The 14,971-nt window shown below is 67.6% G+C and carries 12 protein-coding genes; 10 read left to right on the top strand and 2 right to left on the bottom strand.

The features are described 5' to 3' along the window. The first annotated feature begins 62 nt into the window (after positions 1 to 62). Both EYS42_RS12525 and EYS42_RS12520 read left to right on the top strand, forming a co-directional pair. Positions 63 to 1,412 (top strand): protein kinase domain-containing protein, encoded by a 1,350-nt coding sequence (locus EYS42_RS12525; protein WP_130968529.1) that lies wholly within the window; start codon positions 63 to 65, stop codon positions 1,410 to 1,412. 129 nt (positions 1,413 to 1,541) lie between these two features. Continuing rightward, positions 1,542 to 1,805 (top strand): hypothetical protein, encoded by a 264-nt coding sequence (locus EYS42_RS12520; protein WP_130968528.1) that lies wholly within the window; start codon positions 1,542 to 1,544, stop codon positions 1,803 to 1,805. A 6-nt stretch (positions 1,806 to 1,811) separates the two neighbouring features. On the opposite strand, the gene EYS42_RS12515 is transcribed toward EYS42_RS12520, so the two are convergent. Together EYS42_RS12515 and EYS42_RS12510 are read right to left on the bottom strand one after the other, a co-directional pair. Next, positions 1,812 to 2,744, bottom strand: coding sequence for a LysR family transcriptional regulator (locus EYS42_RS12515; protein ID WP_130968527.1), 933 nt, complete (start codon positions 2,742 to 2,744; stop codon positions 1,812 to 1,814). A 40-nt stretch (positions 2,745 to 2,784) separates the two neighbouring features. Then, positions 2,785 to 4,053: a hypothetical protein gene (locus tag EYS42_RS12510; RefSeq protein ID WP_130968526.1), complete on the bottom strand. Its 1,269-nt coding sequence runs from the start codon at positions 4,051 to 4,053 to the stop codon at positions 2,785 to 2,787. 273 nt (positions 4,054 to 4,326) lie between these two features. Here EYS42_RS12510 and EYS42_RS12505 point away from each other — a divergent pair, with 273 nt between their 5' ends. The 8 genes from EYS42_RS12505 (at position 4,327) to EYS42_RS12470 (ending at position 14,963) form a co-directional block, all read left to right on the top strand. Beyond that, entirely contained in the window at positions 4,327 to 6,522 is a 2,196-nt protein-coding gene (locus EYS42_RS12505; RefSeq protein ID WP_130968525.1) for a malate synthase G, read from the top strand. Between the two features lie 292 nt (positions 6,523 to 6,814). After that, positions 6,815 to 8,458, top strand: coding sequence for a DUF4331 domain-containing protein (locus tag EYS42_RS12500; RefSeq protein WP_130968524.1), 1,644 nt, complete (start codon positions 6,815 to 6,817; stop codon positions 8,456 to 8,458). Positions 8,459 to 8,478: 20 nt separating this feature from the next. Further along, positions 8,479 to 8,784, top strand: coding sequence for a hypothetical protein (locus EYS42_RS12495; RefSeq protein ID WP_130968523.1), 306 nt, complete (start codon positions 8,479 to 8,481; stop codon positions 8,782 to 8,784). 90 nt (positions 8,785 to 8,874) lie between these two features. Next, entirely contained in the window at positions 8,875 to 10,065 is a 1,191-nt protein-coding gene (locus EYS42_RS12490) for a tetratricopeptide repeat protein (protein ID WP_130968522.1), read from the top strand. After that, positions 10,062 to 10,682: a hypothetical protein gene (locus EYS42_RS12485; RefSeq protein WP_130968521.1), complete on the top strand. Its 621-nt coding sequence runs from the start codon at positions 10,062 to 10,064 to the stop codon at positions 10,680 to 10,682. The genes EYS42_RS12490 and EYS42_RS12485 overlap by 4 nt, the downstream gene beginning before the upstream one ends. A 99-nt stretch (positions 10,683 to 10,781) precedes the next feature. Continuing rightward, positions 10,782 to 11,657, top strand: coding sequence for a DUF6502 family protein (locus EYS42_RS12480; protein ID WP_130968520.1), 876 nt, complete (start codon positions 10,782 to 10,784; stop codon positions 11,655 to 11,657). Positions 11,658 to 11,664: 7 nt separating this feature from the next. Further along, positions 11,665 to 12,921 (top strand): DUF5666 domain-containing protein, encoded by a 1,257-nt coding sequence (locus EYS42_RS12475; RefSeq protein ID WP_130968519.1) that lies wholly within the window; start codon positions 11,665 to 11,667, stop codon positions 12,919 to 12,921. Continuing rightward, complete coding sequence (locus EYS42_RS12470) at positions 12,918 to 14,963, top strand: NADPH-dependent 2,4-dienoyl-CoA reductase (protein ID WP_130968518.1); 2,046 nt, start codon at positions 12,918 to 12,920, stop codon at positions 14,961 to 14,963. The genes EYS42_RS12475 and EYS42_RS12470 overlap by 4 nt, the downstream gene beginning before the upstream one ends. Positions 14,964 to 14,971 lie beyond the last annotated feature (8 nt).

Below are 14,971 nucleotides of genomic sequence, written 5' to 3'. Positions count from 1 at the left end.
AGACGCTGCAAGGCGGCTTTTCGCCAGCTGCAAATTGGGTGGGCGTGGAATCATGGGCCCTCATGAGCGACATCGGGATCGACATCGAACTCGGGGGCGGGCTGGGCCAGATCGGCAAGTACCAGATCCTCCAGAAGCTGGGCGAAGGCGCCACCAGCGAGGTGTTCCTGTGTCGCGACGAGTTCTTTGACCGCACGGTGGCGCTCAAGCGGGTGCGCTCGAGCATGCTGAGCGACGCGATGGACGGGCCGATCTTTGCGCGCTTTTTCGCGGCCGAAGCCGCCCTGGTGGGCCGCCTGCACCACCCCAACGTGGTGCAGATCCACGATGCAGTGGCCGACCCGGTGGCCCCGTATGTGGTCATGGAGTACGTGCCCGGCACCACGCTCAAGCAGTTCTGCCGCCCCGATGCCCTGCTGCCGCTGGAGCTGATCGTGGAAATCGGCTTCAAGCTGGCCATGGCCCTGGGCTATGTGTACCGGCAAGGCCTGATCCACCGCGATGTGAAGCCCGCCAACATCCTGGCCGTGACCGACCCCAAAGGCCTGGTCACCGATGTGAAGATCACCGATTTCGGCAGCGTGCTCAACCTGGAGGCCGACGCCACCCAGGTGCACCAGGTGGGCTCGCTGGCCTACATGCCGCCCGAGCAGCTGGAAGGTGCCGTGCTCGACAGCCGCGCCGACATGTACGCGCTGGGCGCCGTGCTGTACCACCTGATCAGCGGCAAGCCGCCGTTCGAGGCCGGCTCGCAGGCCGTGCTGATGAACCAGATCTACAACGTGGTGCCGGTGGGCCCGTCCACCCTGCGCACCGGCGTGCCGCCGGCGGTGGACGAGGTGGTGCTCAAGGCCCTGGCCAAACGCCCGGAAGACCGCTACGCCAACTGGGACGCCTTCGGCCAGGCGCTGTCCGACCTGATCGCCAGCCACAAGGTGCCGCGCGGGCAGCTGCAGGGCGTGCTGGACTCCGAGCGCTTCAACCTGCTGCGCGCACTCGACTTCTTCAACAGCTTCGGTGACGTCGAGCTGTGGGAGGTGGTGCACCGCGCCAAGTGGCAGCGCTTCCCGTTTGGCCACGCGCTGTACAAGCGCGGCGAAGAAGGGCGCACCTTCCACATCATCGCCCAGGGCAATGTGGAGGTGTACCGCAACGGCAAGCGCGTGGCCCTGCTGGGCGCAGGCACCTCGGTGGGCGAGATGGCCTACCTGGCGCCCAACCCCGAACTGCGCCGCCACAGCACCGACGTGGTGGTGTCCGAACCGGCCACCACCATTTCGTTCACGCCCGACACCATGGCCGCACTGAGCCAGGGCTGCAGGCACCACTTCGACGAGGCCTTCATCCGGGTGCTGGTGCGCCGGCTGCACGCGGCCCACGAGCGCCTGGCCGACCCGCGCCGGATCATGTGAGGGGCTTGGCGGGGTGTGCGGCTGCGCCGGGTCAACCCCTGGCACTGCATTTGCGTTAAAAATGTCACGGCCACGGACCACCGCTGGCCGCGGTCACATTCCACGCACGTCCACCCACGGAGAACCTCCATGCGCCTGATCATCGCCACCCTCGCCCTGGCCTTCACCGCCGGCCTGGCCCACGCCGAAGCCACCTGCGAAGCCAAGGCCGCCGAGAAGAAACTGGCCGGCGCGGCCAAGACCAGCTTCATCAAGAAGTGCGAGAAGGACGCGCCCAAGGGCGCCTGCGCCACCGCCGCTGCCGACAAGAAACTGGCCGGTGCCGCCAAGAACAGCTTCATCAAGAAGTGCGAAAAGGACGGTGGCCCGGCCGCCGCTGCCGCCTCGAAGTGAGCCGGCTCAGGCCATGGGCTCGTGGCCCACGGCCTGTTGCGCCCAGTAGGCCGGGTCGGCGTACTGGGCCTTGACGAAGTCGATCCACAGCCTCAGCCGCACCGGCAGGTGTTTGCGCTGGGCATACACGGCATAAATGCCATTGGTCGGCGCGGCAAAGTCGTCCAGCACCGTCACCAGGCGGCCCGCCTTCAGGTCAGCGGCCACTTCCCACCACGAGCGCCAGGCCAACCCCAGGCCCTGCAGGCACCAGGCGTGCAGCACCTGTCCGTCGGTGCAGTCCAGTCGCGCACGCGGCCGCACGTGCTGCACCTGCCCCTCGACCGTGAAAGCCCACCCACGCGTCTGGCTGGCTTCCGAACTCAGGATCAGCCCCTCGTGCCGGGTGATGTCGGCAGGATGCCTGGGCGTGCCCGCCCGCGCCAGGTAGGCTGGGCTGGCCACCACCATGCGCCGGTTGTCGGCCAGGCGCTGGCTCACCAGACTGGAGTCGGGCAGGTCGCCCACCCGGATCGCGCAGTCGTAACCATCGTTGACCAGATCGACCAGGCGGTCCGACAGGTTCAATGACAGGCTCACATCGGGGTGCTCGGCCAGGAACTGCGGAACCAGGGGCGCCACATGCCGACGCCCGAACCCTGCGGGCGCTGTGATGCGCAAATGCCCACGGGCCTTGACTCCCCCTTCAGACACCTCGGCCTCGGCGGTGTTGAAGTCGGTGATCAGGCGCTGGCAGTTCTCCAGGAATGCCGCGCCTTCATGGGTCAGGGCCAGACGCCTCGTGGTGCGCACCAGCAGTTTCACACCCAGGCGCTCTTCCAGGGCGTCCATGCGCCGGCCGATCACGGCGGGGGCCACGCCCTCGGCTTGCGCCGCGGCAGTCAGGCTGCCCCGCGTGGCCACGGCCACGAAGGTTTCAATCTGTTTGAGTCGGTCCACCCAGGCCTCGACGGCTGCTTCTCCAGGCCGTCAGCATAGGTCAAGGGCGGGCGGTCAGGCGCACCATCTGGACGGCTCCGGTGCTCAGGCGCATTTGCGCGACGATGGAGCCCTTGTCATTGAGTGCCACGGCATGGGTCAGCACGGCACCGGCGGGCAGGCTCACACCACGGGCCTTCACCCAGTCGGTCAGGTCCGAAAACACGCCGCGCTGCCAGATGAAGGCCCGGCCGTCACCGCCAGCATCCGAGCTCGCGCCTGGCACGGTGTAGGTCTCGTCACGGGTGGGCCCCAGTTGCTGCGTGGGCAACACCGTCCCGGTCTGGTAACGTCCCACCACCACCCCTTGATTGTTCAAGCGGGCCGAGGCGATCCAGCGACGGGCGTCGGCCGGCAACAAGGCCGACTCCACGCCGTTGTCGTGCAGGTACACGGTGCCCGCGTTCACATGACAATTGAGCAGGACGGTGGGCCCGGTCGGACAAGACGCCACCGGCTCGCGCCGAACCAGCACCTGCCCCTTGTCGTTGATCTGGATGGCGGCACTGGCGGTCTGTGGCACCTGGGCCATGCGCTGCAAGGCCCCATTCACCCACAGCGCGGCCTGTTGCACGCGGGTGGCGTCGTCTGTGACGGCACCTGCCACGGTGCCGCTGGCATTGATGGCATACCCTTGAGACGAAGCCGCCGCGCCTTCGGGCAAGCGGGTCAGACCGGTCGCCGCGCGCCAGGTGGCTGCATGGGTGATCAGCCAGCTGAACTCGCCCGTGCTGGCGGGCGCCAGCGAAACAGTGCGGCTCGCCTCGATCCGGGCCAGCACCTGACCTGAGTTGTTGACGGCCACGCTCAAGGCCCGGGGGGCGAGCGTGGGCAAGGCCCCCACCACCTTTTTGCTGGCCACGTCGTACAAGGTCTCGTCATTGACCAGCATCAGCTGTTGCCCGTTGGGCGAGGCCGCCGACAACTGATTGGCGGCGCTGACCCACTTGCTGGGGCTCACGCTGGCGGAGGTGGAGGCAGGCCAGCGAGTCACAAACGGGGTGTACACCGGCCTGTACGCCAGGGCTGTGAACAACCAGGCGTAGCCCATGAAGTGCTCGGCAGTGCCCAGCACATGGTCATTGGCGTCGATGGCCCAGGTGCTCAACGGGGACACGCTCAACGGCACGGCGGTGGTGGCTGGCTTGAGCGTGCTGAGCGCATAGCTGCTTTGGGCCTGCACGGGTGCGGCACAGGCCAGCCCCACCGTCAGCCCGAGCGACCAGGCCAAGCCCGTCCAGCCCCCTGATCGATTCGTCACACCACGCATGCTGCCTCCATTGCTTCATTGGCGTTATATGCGCAGCGTAACCTCAGCGAGGTGCAGCGCCCACCCCGGCTTTCCCGCGCAGCCCTTCACTTTTGCAAAAAAGTCATGAATCAAACAATATTCGAGCCATTAATCATTCATTCAGTATCGAATAAACTGCGCAGCCTTGGGGCCATGCTTGCCTTGCGCGGCGCAGACGCTACGCTGGCAGGTTGACTGCGCGCCCCCGACGTTTTCTTTGTGTTTTCTCTCTTTCATTGACGAGGTTCCCCCATGACCGATCGCACCAAGGTTCACAGCCTGCAAGTGGCCACCGAGCTCTTCCGCTTCGTCGAAGACAAGGTGCTGCCTGGCACCGGCATCGACAGCGCCAAGTTCTGGGCGGGCTTTGACGCCATCGTCAATGAGCTGGCCCCCAAGAACGCCGCCCTGCTGGCCGAGCGTGACCGCATCCAGACCGAGATGGACGCCTGGCACACCGCCAACCCCGGCCCCATCGCCGACATGGCCGCCTACAAGGCCCACCTGGAAAAGATCGGCTACCTGGTGCCCGTGCCCGCTGACGTGAAGGCCACCACCGCCAACGTCGATGCCGAGCTGGCCCTGCAGGCCGGCCCGCAGCTGGTCGTGCCCATCCTGAACGCCCGCTACGCCCTGAACGCGGCCAACGCCCGCTGGGGCAGCCTGTACGACGCCCTGTACGGCACCGACGCCATCCCTGAAACCGACGGCGCCGACAAGGGCAAGGGCTACAACCCCGTGCGTGGCGCCAAGGTGATCGCCTGGGCCCGCAACTTCCTGGACCAGGCCGTGCCCCTGGAAGGCGCTTCGCACAAGGAAAGCACCGGCTACAGCATCGCCAATGGCCAGCTGGTCGTGGCCCTGACCAATGGCAAGACCACCGGCCTGCAGAACCCCGAGCAGCTGGTGGGCTTCCAGGGTGACGCCGCCAAGCCCACCAGCGTGCTGCTGGTCAACAACGGCATGCACATCGACATCCAGATCAACGCTGAAACCGCCATCGGCAAGACCGATGCCGCCGGTGTGGCCGACGTGATCCTGGAATCGGCCGTGTCCACCATCCTGGACCTGGAAGACTCGGTGGCCGCCGTGGACGCCCAAGACAAGGTGCTGGGCTACACCAACTGGCTGGGCATTCAGCTGGGCACCCTGACCGAAGAAGTGGCCAAGGGCGGCAAGAGCTTCACCCGCAAGCTCAACGGCGACCGCGTGTACACCGGCGCCAAGGGTGGCGAAGTCAAGCTGCACGGCCGTTCGCTGATGTTCGTGCGCAATGTGGGCCACCTGATGACCAACCCGGCCATCCTGTGGGGTGCCGAAGGCAAGGAAATCCCCGAAGGCATCATGGACGCCGTGGTCACCACCACCATCGCCCTGCATGACCTGCAAGGCCGTGGCCAGATCAACGGCCAGGCCATCCGCAACTCGCGCACCGGCTCGGTCTACATCGTCAAGCCCAAGATGCACGGCCCCGCTGAAGTGGCCTTCGCCGCCGAGCTGTTCGGTCGCGTCGAGCAGCTGCTGGGCCTGGCCGACAGCACCGTCAAGCTGGGCATCATGGACGAAGAGCGCCGCACCTCGGCCAACCTGAAGGCCTGCATTGCCGCGGCTTCCACCCGCGTGGCCTTCATCAACACCGGCTTCCTGGACCGCACTGGCGACGAAATGCACACCGCCATGCTGGCCGGCCCCATGATGCGCAAGGGCGACATCAAGGGCAGCGACTGGATCGCCGCCTACGAGCGCCGCAACGTGCTGATCGGCCTGCAGATGGGCCTGCGCGGTCGCGCCCAGATCGGCAAGGGCATGTGGGCCATGCCCGACCTGATGGCCGAGATGCTCAAGCAGAAGATCGGTCACCCCAAGGCCGGTGCCAACACCGCCTGGACCCCGTCGCCCACCGCCGCCACCCTGCACGCCACCCACTACCACCAGGTCAGCGTGGCCGCCATCCAGCAGGACATCGAGAAGTCGGGCGAAGACGCTCAGGCCCTGATGGACAAGCTGCTGACCATCCCGGTGGTGGCCCAGGCCAACTGGTCGGACGCCGAGAAGCAGCAAGAGCTGGACAACAACATCCAGGGCATCCTGGGTTACGTGGTGCGCTGGATCGACCAGGGCGTGGGCTGCTCGAAGGTGCCCGACATCCACAACATCGGCCTGATGGAAGACCGCGCCACCCTGCGCATCTCCAGCCAGCACGTGGCCAACTGGCTGCACCATGGCGTGATCACCGAAGCCCAGGTGCGTGACAGCTTTGCCCGCATGGCCGCCGTGGTCGACGGCCAGAACGCTGGCGACGCTGCCTACGAAAGCCTGGTGGCCAACCCCAACGGCGCCGCCTTCCAGGCCGCCCTGGACCTGGTCTTCAAGGGCAAGGAACAGCCCTCGGGTTACACCGAGCCGCTGCTGCACGCCTGGCGTCTGAAGAAGAAGGCGCAGGCCTGAAGTCCTGCGGCCCTTTGTGGCCAAACTCACGCATTCCCCGAGGGACGCCCTCGGGGCTTGTGTTAACTTTGCATCAACACGACTGACCTCCCGTCAGCATGCTGTGGGCCCCGCGAGGCCCTTGATCCAAGCACCCTCCGGGGTGCTTTTTTTTCGCCTGTGCACTTTCTCACGACAAGGTTCACTGTTTCAAGGCAGATGCCGATCCTGCGCACTCTGCTGCATCCAACCAGAAAACTTCTCCGTATAACCCTGAACTTGCCAGTCTCCCCAACCAACACCGGAGTCACTCATGCGTTCTGCGATCAAGTTCAGCACCCTGCGCCATGGCCTCGTGGCCGCTGCCGCCCTGGCCGCCTGCGCCACGGCCGTGCAGGCCTCCAGCCACCGCGAAGCGCCGTTCATCACCACGGCGCCGAAGGTCGATGCGTCCGACTTCTACATGTTCAACAGCTATGAGGGCGTTCAAGCCAATGGCACGGGTGGCCGCTCGGGTTACGTCACCCTGATCGCCAACTATCAGCCCCTGCAAGACGCCTACGGCGGCCCCAACTACTTCAAGATGGACCCCAACGCGCTGTACGAGATCCACATCGACAGCAACGGCGACGCCAAGGAAGACCTGACCTTCCAGTTCCGCTTCAAGAACAAGCTCAAGAACTTCAAGGGCGTGGACGCAGCCAGCAACGGCGTGTCGATCCCGCTGACCGCCATCGGCAAGATCGTTGACGTGAACGACGCACGTTCGAACGTGCGTGAAACCTACGAGCTGGCCCTGGTGCGCGGTGACCGCCGCAGTGGCAAGCGCACCGTGGTGGACACCTTCGACAAGCCGGTGGACTACATCGGCCTGAAGACCAACGGCACCCCCAGCGAATACGAGACCTACGCGCAAAAGCACATCTTCAGCTTCCAGGTGCCCGGCTGCACCACCAGCAAGATGGCCAAGGTTTTCGCCGGCCAACGCCGTGACGGATTTGCCGTGAACCTGGGCACCATTTTCGACCTGGTCAATGCGCCGCTGAGCGCGCTGATTTCGGCTCGCGGCGACGGCACTGCCAACATCATCGAAGACAAGAACGTGACGTCGCTGGCCATCGAAGTGCCCGCAGAGTGCGTGACCGCCGGTGGCAACGGCGTGATCGGTGGCTGGACCACCGCCAGCCTGCCTCAGGCCCCTCTGCTGAGCGCCTCGCCGCGAAGCGGTCATCAGACCACCATGGCCGGTGGCGGCGCCTGGGTGCAGGTGTCTCGCCTGGGCAACCCGCTGGTCAATGAAGTGGTGATCGGCCTGAAGGACAAGGACCGCTTCAACGGCTCACAACCCGGCAAGGACGGTCAGTTCCTGAGCTACGTGACCAACCCCACGCTGCCCGCGCTGATCGGCGCCGTGGTCGAAGACGACGTGCCCACGGGCGTGAACGGAACGGCCAAAGCCCCCAGCTTCAGCCGCAGTGACCTGGTCACCGTGTTCCTGACCGGCATCCCCACCGTGAACCAGCTGGCCACGGTGACACCGTCGGAAATCCTTCGCCTGAACACAGGCCTGAAGGCAGTGCCTTACGCAGACCAAAGCCCTCTGGGCCTGGTGGGCGGCATCATCAAGGCCGGTGGTGTGAGCGCCGCAGTGGCCGGTCAAAGCACCCTGGACAGCAACGGCAAGGTGTCTGACCTGGCCGGATTCCCGAACGGCCGTCGCCCGAAGGACGACGTGGTCGACATTGCCCTGGTCGCTGCCATGGGTGGCCTGTGCACACAAGCTGCCACCGACCTGGGCCTGGGCGCGCCGGTGTTTGGCAACAGCTGCACGCCCGCCAATGTGCCCCTGGGCAACGCCGTGCTGCAGATCACCGACAAGGCTGACCAGGAGCTGGTGCCCCTGCTCAACCGCTTCCCCTACCTCAACACTCCGCTGGGCGGCACCCGCGCCCAATGAGCCCGAAAGGACGGTCTGACATGAACAAGCAACGACACGCCCTGATGGCCTTGTTGGTGGGCAGCGCCTTGCTGAGCGCCTGCGGTGGTGGCGGCGACGACCCCACCCCGGTGACGGCAGCACCCGCCCCAGCCCCCACGGTGGCCGAGCTGAACGCCAGCGCCCAGACGGTGAACGAAAACGGTGCGGCCATTGCCAGCCCCGCCGATGCGTCAGCGCCGGACGACAACGCCAGCGCCTTCGAGCCCGAGGTGATCGCCACCGACAGCACCGCCTCCCCGGCGGCCACCGCCAACGACGCCGACATGCCCTCTGACGAGGTCTGACGAGGCGTTGCGCCCCGCACCTGAGCTGGCCTGTGCCAGCGGGTGCGGGGCACCCACTGCCCCCCCAGGGGCCGCTTTCTGGAGACCCGCATGCGCTTGCGTTCTCTGTTCACGATGCACCCGGCCACCACCGCCCACCTGAGCGCTGTGGCCGTGTCGATGGCGCTGAGCCTGGGCACGCCCCTGGCCCAAGCCGCCGCGGTGACCTGGCCCAGCCAGCCTCAAGCCCACCTCGACACCCTGCACGACCGACCGCTCACTGACGCCCAGCGCCAGTTGCGCCAGGCGCGTCGCGCCTTGACCGAACAACCCACGCACCTGCCACAGGCTCTGCAGGTGGCCGCCCAGGCCCTGAGCCTGGCCCGCGAAGAGGGTGACACCCGTTACCTGGCCCAGGCCCAGGCCGCGCTGGCCCCCTGGTGGCTGCAGGCCGACGCCCCGCCCGAAGTGCGCCTGGTGCGTGCCACGGTGCGCCAGGCCCTGCACGATTTTGATGCTGCACATGCCGAGCTGCACGCCCTCACGCAACAACACCCCGAACACACCCAGGCCTGGTGGACGCTGGCCACCGTGCGCCAGCTGACCGGCCGTTACGCAGAGGCCCGTCAAGCCTGCGACGGCATGCAGCGCAACGGCGCCACCTGGCAGGCCACCTTGTGTCAGGCCGATCTGGACAGCTTCCAAGGCCGCGCCCAGGAAGCGCGCCAAAGCCTGTCTCGGCTGATGTGGCGCGCGCCCAAGGCGCTGCTGCCGCACCTGGTGCTGGTGCGAGCCGAACTGGCCGAGCGCCTGGGCGAACAGCAGGAAGCCGCCCAGCTCTACGACACACTGGCCAGCATCGCCCGGGACCCCTACAGCGAAGGCGCCCTGGCCGATTGGTTGCTGGACCAGGGCCAGGCCCAGACCGTGTGGGCGCGCCTGCAAGGCCGCACCCGGCACGACGGCCTGCTGCTGCGACTGGCCGAAGCCGCCACCGTGCTCAAGCACCCGCAAGCCCCAGCATTGGCACGCCAGATGGGCGAGCGCCTGGCCGCTGCTCGCCACCGCGGAGACAGCATCCACTGGCGCGAAGAAGCTCGCTTCGAGTTGCGCGTGCGCAAGCGCCCGCAGGAAGCCCTGCGTCTGGCGCTGGTCAACTGGGGCATTCAGAAAGAACCCATCGACGCACGCCTGGTGCTCGAAGCCGCCCGGGCCGCCGGGCGCCCTGACGCGGCCCGGGCCGTGATCGATTTCTGTCGCCAGGCCGGTTGGACCGATGTGCGACTGGGAGTGCGCACATGACCCCCTGGCCCTTCACCGCCACACACATCCGCTCGCGTGCACGCGCCCGCCGCGCCCTGCAACGGCAGCCGGCCCGGCTGCTCGGCCTGATGGCACTGAGCTGCCTTCTGCTGGCCCTGATGCCGCTGCCCAGCCTGGCCCATCCGACGGGCGACAGCCACCTGAGGCTGCAAGTGCTGCCAGGACAGCAGCTGACCGTGCAATGGGACCTCGCGCTGCGCGACCTCGACGACGAACTGCTGCTGGACAGCAACGAAGACGGGCAACTCAGCGCCGAAGAAGTTCGCCCACGCTGGGCCGAGCTGCTGAGCTGGGCCCAGTCGCAGCTGGCGGTGCGCAGTGCGGCAGGCGCATGCACCGCGACCCCACAGCCCACGCAGACGGCCAGGGATGCGCCCGAGCTGTGGCGGCATGACGATGGCGTGCACGCCCGGCTGCGCTGGCACCTCCAGTGCCCCAGCCTGAATGCCCTGACGGTGCACTACCAGGCCTTGAGCCCCACGCCTGACAGCCCACACCGCGCTGTGGTGCGCCTGATGGGCCAAGGCCCGATGCAGCGGGTGTTGATGGGTGGCCCTCGCACCCAGCACACCTTCCGCACCCACGACGGCGCCTGAGCAGCACCCTGTCGCGTGGGTGTTCGTGGGCCACCCCACCCAGGGTGGGGTGGCTTGAACTGTGCCAATTCCCCATTTAACATGGGCGTGCAGTTCATCATGGCTTCCAACCCTTCCCCACCCTCCGAACCTGAACAGGCGCCAGACAAAGCCCTGGAGCAGGCCCTGGCCTCCGTGCTCGCCCCCATGGCGCGCCTGGCCGTGGCCCACGGGCTGCGCCATGGGATGGTGGAAGAGTTGCTGCGGCGCAGCCTGGTCGACGCCGCACGCGACAGCATCCGCTCGCAGCACCCCGAGATCCTGCCGCACCGCATGGTCAGCCGGATCAGCACGGTCACGGGTCTGAACCGGCGCGAGGTCACGCGCATCACGCAGGAGGCTGCACCGGCCGCGCGCACACGCCCCTCAGTGGCCTCCGAGGTGTTCACCCGCTGGCTGAGCGATCGCCAGTACCGCCACCGCAATGGCACGCTCAAGGCCCTGCCGCGCCAGGGCGATGCCCCCAGCTTCGAAACACTCGCGCAATCGGTCACGCGCGATGTGCACCCCCGCTCCATCCTCGACGAACTGCTTCGACTTGACCTGGCCCGGCTCGACCTGCCCACCGACACCGTGCACATCACACGCGAAGCCTTCGTGCCCAAGGGGGACCGCGCGCGCATGCTGGGCTTTCTTGGCGAGAATGTGGGCGACCACTTTGATGCCGCCGTGGACAACGTGCTGCACCAGGAAGACACCCCGCATTTCGAGCAGGCCCTGTGGGCGCATGAGCTGTCGGCCGAATCGGCCGCGCGCATCAAGCCCATGCTGCGTCAGCAGTGGCAAGCCTTGCTCAAGCTGATCACCCCGGAGCTGCAAGCCCTGATCGACGAAGACCAGGCCGAAGGCCGTGCGCTCAGCGAGCGCCTGCGCATTGGCCTGTACAGCTACACCACCCGCGCCGACCCAGCCGCCGGCGACGACCCGTTGCCCTGAGGTGCCCATGCCTGCTCCAATCTTTCGCCGCCTGTTGGCGGCCACCGCCCTGGCTTGCGCCACCTGGCTCACGGCCTGTGGCGGTGGCAGCACCACCGCCAGCAATGGCAGCGGCATCGGCAGCGGCGGCACCGGTTCGTACACCACCGGCTCGATCTCAGGTTTCGGCTCGATCATCGTCAATGGCGTGCGCTACGACAACAGCAGCGTGGGCACCGTTTCGCTCGATGGCGACAGCAGCCCCGCCCTGGCATTGGGCATGGTGGTCACCGTCAGTGGTGGCGACACCAGCACCAGCAGCGCCGGGCAGACGGTGGCCCGCGCCGAGAGCGTGCAGGTGGGCTACGAGCTGCTGGGGCCCTTGCCTCAGGCCAATGTGAACGTCAGCAGCAGCACGATCACCTTGCTGGGGCAGACCGTCAAGGTCACGGCCGACACCTTCTACGACGACAGCAACACCCAGGGCCTGAGCGGCCTGGGCGGCAATGGCTGTGAACTGGTCAAGGTGTACGGATTCCCCGCCGACAGCGGGTACACCGCCACGCGCGTGGAGTGCCTGGCGCAGAGCACCTTCAACGCTTACAACGACGAACGCGAAACCTATCGCGTGCGGGGCAAGGTCACGGCAGTCAGCGGGTCGTCGGTGACGATCAACAGCCAGGCTTACACGCTCGGCGTGGGCGTCAACGCACCCACTGTGGGCAGCTTCGTGCGCCTTCGCCTGGCCCCCACAGGCGCCACCAGCCCCTGGACCGTGCAGCGCCTGAGCAGCGAAACCCGCAGCTTCGGCGAGCGCCGAGAGGGCCGCGCCGAAGGCCTGATCGCCCACCTCGGCGGCAACAGCACCGCGGGCAGCTTCGACATCAACGGCGTGCCCGTGCAGTTCACCAGCAGCACACGCCGCGCCCCCAGCAACCTGAACCTGGCCAATGGCACCCGCGTCGAGGTCGAGGGCAGCCTGCAGAACGGCGTGCTGGTGGCCAGCAAGATCAGCCTGGAAAGCGACAGCGACGACCACGGCGGCGGGGTCGAAGGCACGCGAGAGATCGAGTTGCATGGCACGGTGCAAAGCCTGAACACCGGCACCGATCAGCTGCGGCTTCAGGTCTCGGGTGGCACCCTGACGGTGGCCTGGGACAACCGCACCGACTTCAAGAACCTGGGCAGCGAGAGCGGCCTGGCCATCGGCCAGTTCCTTGAGGTCAAGGGCGTGCGAGACCCCCGCGGCTCGCTGGTGCTGGCCCGCCAGATCGAACGGGAATGAGCGCGGCCTACCCCCACCTGCTCAGCCCCCTGCACCTCGGCCACACCACGCTGCGCAACCGCGTGCTGATGGGCTCGATGCACACGGGCCTGGAAGACGCCCGGGACCTGAGCCGCCTGGCTGCCTACTTCCGCGAACGCGCCAAAGGCGGCGTGGGCCTGATCGTGACCGGCGGCTTTGCGCCCAACATGGCCGGATGGGTCAAGCCCTTTGCCGGCATGCTGGCCAGCGACCGCGCCGTGCAGCGCCACCGCACCGTCACGCAAGCGGTGCACGAAGCCGGTGGCCGCATCGCGCTGCAGATCCTGCACACGGGTCGCTACGCCTACCACCCGCTGGCCGTGGCGCCGTCGGCCATCCAGTCGCCCATCTCGATGTTCAAGCCCTGGGCCCTGTCGGCCCGGGGTGTGCAGCGGCAGGTCCAGGCCTTTGTCGATTGCGCCCGCCGCGCGCGTGACGCGGGCTACGACGGCGTCGAGATCATGGGCTCCGAGGGCTACCTGATCAACCAGTTCCTGGCGCGGCACACCAACCAGCGCCACGACGAATGGGGCGGCGACGCCAGCCAGCGCATGCGCCTGCCGCTGGAGATCATGGCCCGCACCCGCGAGGCCGTGGGCCCTGATTTCATCGTCATCTACCGCCTGTCGATGATCGACCTGGTGCCCGAGGGCAGCACCTGGGCCGAGGCCGTGCAGCTGGGCGAAGGCATTGCCCGCGCCGGCGCCAGCCTGATCAACACCGGCATCGGCTGGCACGAGGCCCGCATCCCCACCATCGCCACCAGCGTGCCCCGCGCGGCCTTTGCCTGGGTCACGCAGAAAATGCGGGCCGAGCTGCGCGCCCGGGGCATCGACACGCCGCTGGTCACCTCCAACCGCATCAACACGCCCGAAGTGGCCGAGCAGGTGCTGGCCGACGGCTGCGCCGACATGGTCTCGATGGCGCGCCCGCTGCTGGCCGACCCGCACTTCGTCAAGAAGGCGGCCGAAGGGCGTGCGCAGGACATCAACACCTGCATCGCCTGCAACCAGGCCTGCCTGGACCACGTCTTTTTGAACAAAAAGGCCAGCTGCCTGGTCAACCCGCGCGCCTGCCGCGAAACCGAGCTGAACTTCCGCCGCGCCCCACAGCGCAAACAGATCGCGGTGGTGGGCGCGGGCCCGGCCGGCCTGACCGCCGCCACGCTGCTGGCCGAACGTGGCCACACGGTGCACCTGTTCGAGCAGCAAGCCGACCTGGGCGGCCAGCTCAACATGGCACGCCAGGTGCCGGGCAAGGAAGAGTTCGACGAGATGCTGCGCTACTTCCGGCGTCGCGTGGCGCAGACGGGCGTGCAGCTGCACCTGGGCGTGCAGGCCGATGCCGACCTGCTGGCCCCATACGACGAGGTGGTGCTGGCCACCGGCGTGGTGCCACGCAACCCGCGCATTCCGGGGCAAGACCACCCCAAGGTGCTGAACTACCTCGACGTGCTGCTGCACCGCCGGGTGGTGGGGCACAAGGTGGCCGTGATCGGTGCCGGCGGCATCGGCTTTGACGTGGCGCACTGCCTCACGCAGGCAGGCCCCTCCACCGCGCTCGATGTGGCCGCCTGGCAGGCCGAATGGGGCGTGACCGACCCGGCCCTGGCGCCCGGTGGCCTGGCCCCGCAGGGCCCTCGGCCCCATGCCCCGGCACGCGAAGTGACCCTGCTGCAGCGCAGCCCTGGCAAGCCCGGTGCGCGCCTGGGCAAGACCACCGGCTGGATCCACCGCGCCGAGATGAAGATGCGGCAGGTGCAGATGCTCTCGGGCGTGAACTACGAGCAGATCAGTGACCAGGGCCTGTTGATCAGCTTTGGCAAAGACCGCCGCAGTCCTGCCTGGCTGGATGTGGACCACATCGTGCTGTGCGCCGGGCAGGAGCCCCACCGGCCGCTGGCGCAGGTGCTGGAGGCGCGCGGCTTCAGCGTGCACCTGATCGGCGGTGCGCACACGGCCTCCGAGCTCGATGCCAAACGGGCCATCGCCCAGGCAGCGGAACTGGCCGCCCGGCTCTGAGGCCCTGT

It is taken from the genome of Aquabacterium lacunae, from assembly GCF_004310865.1.
Taxonomy (GTDB): Bacteria; Pseudomonadota; Gammaproteobacteria; order Burkholderiales; family Burkholderiaceae_C; genus Aquabacterium; species Aquabacterium lacunae.
The sequence above is the reverse complement of the archived record's forward strand: the minus strand, read 5'-3'. Positions and strand labels throughout refer to the sequence as shown.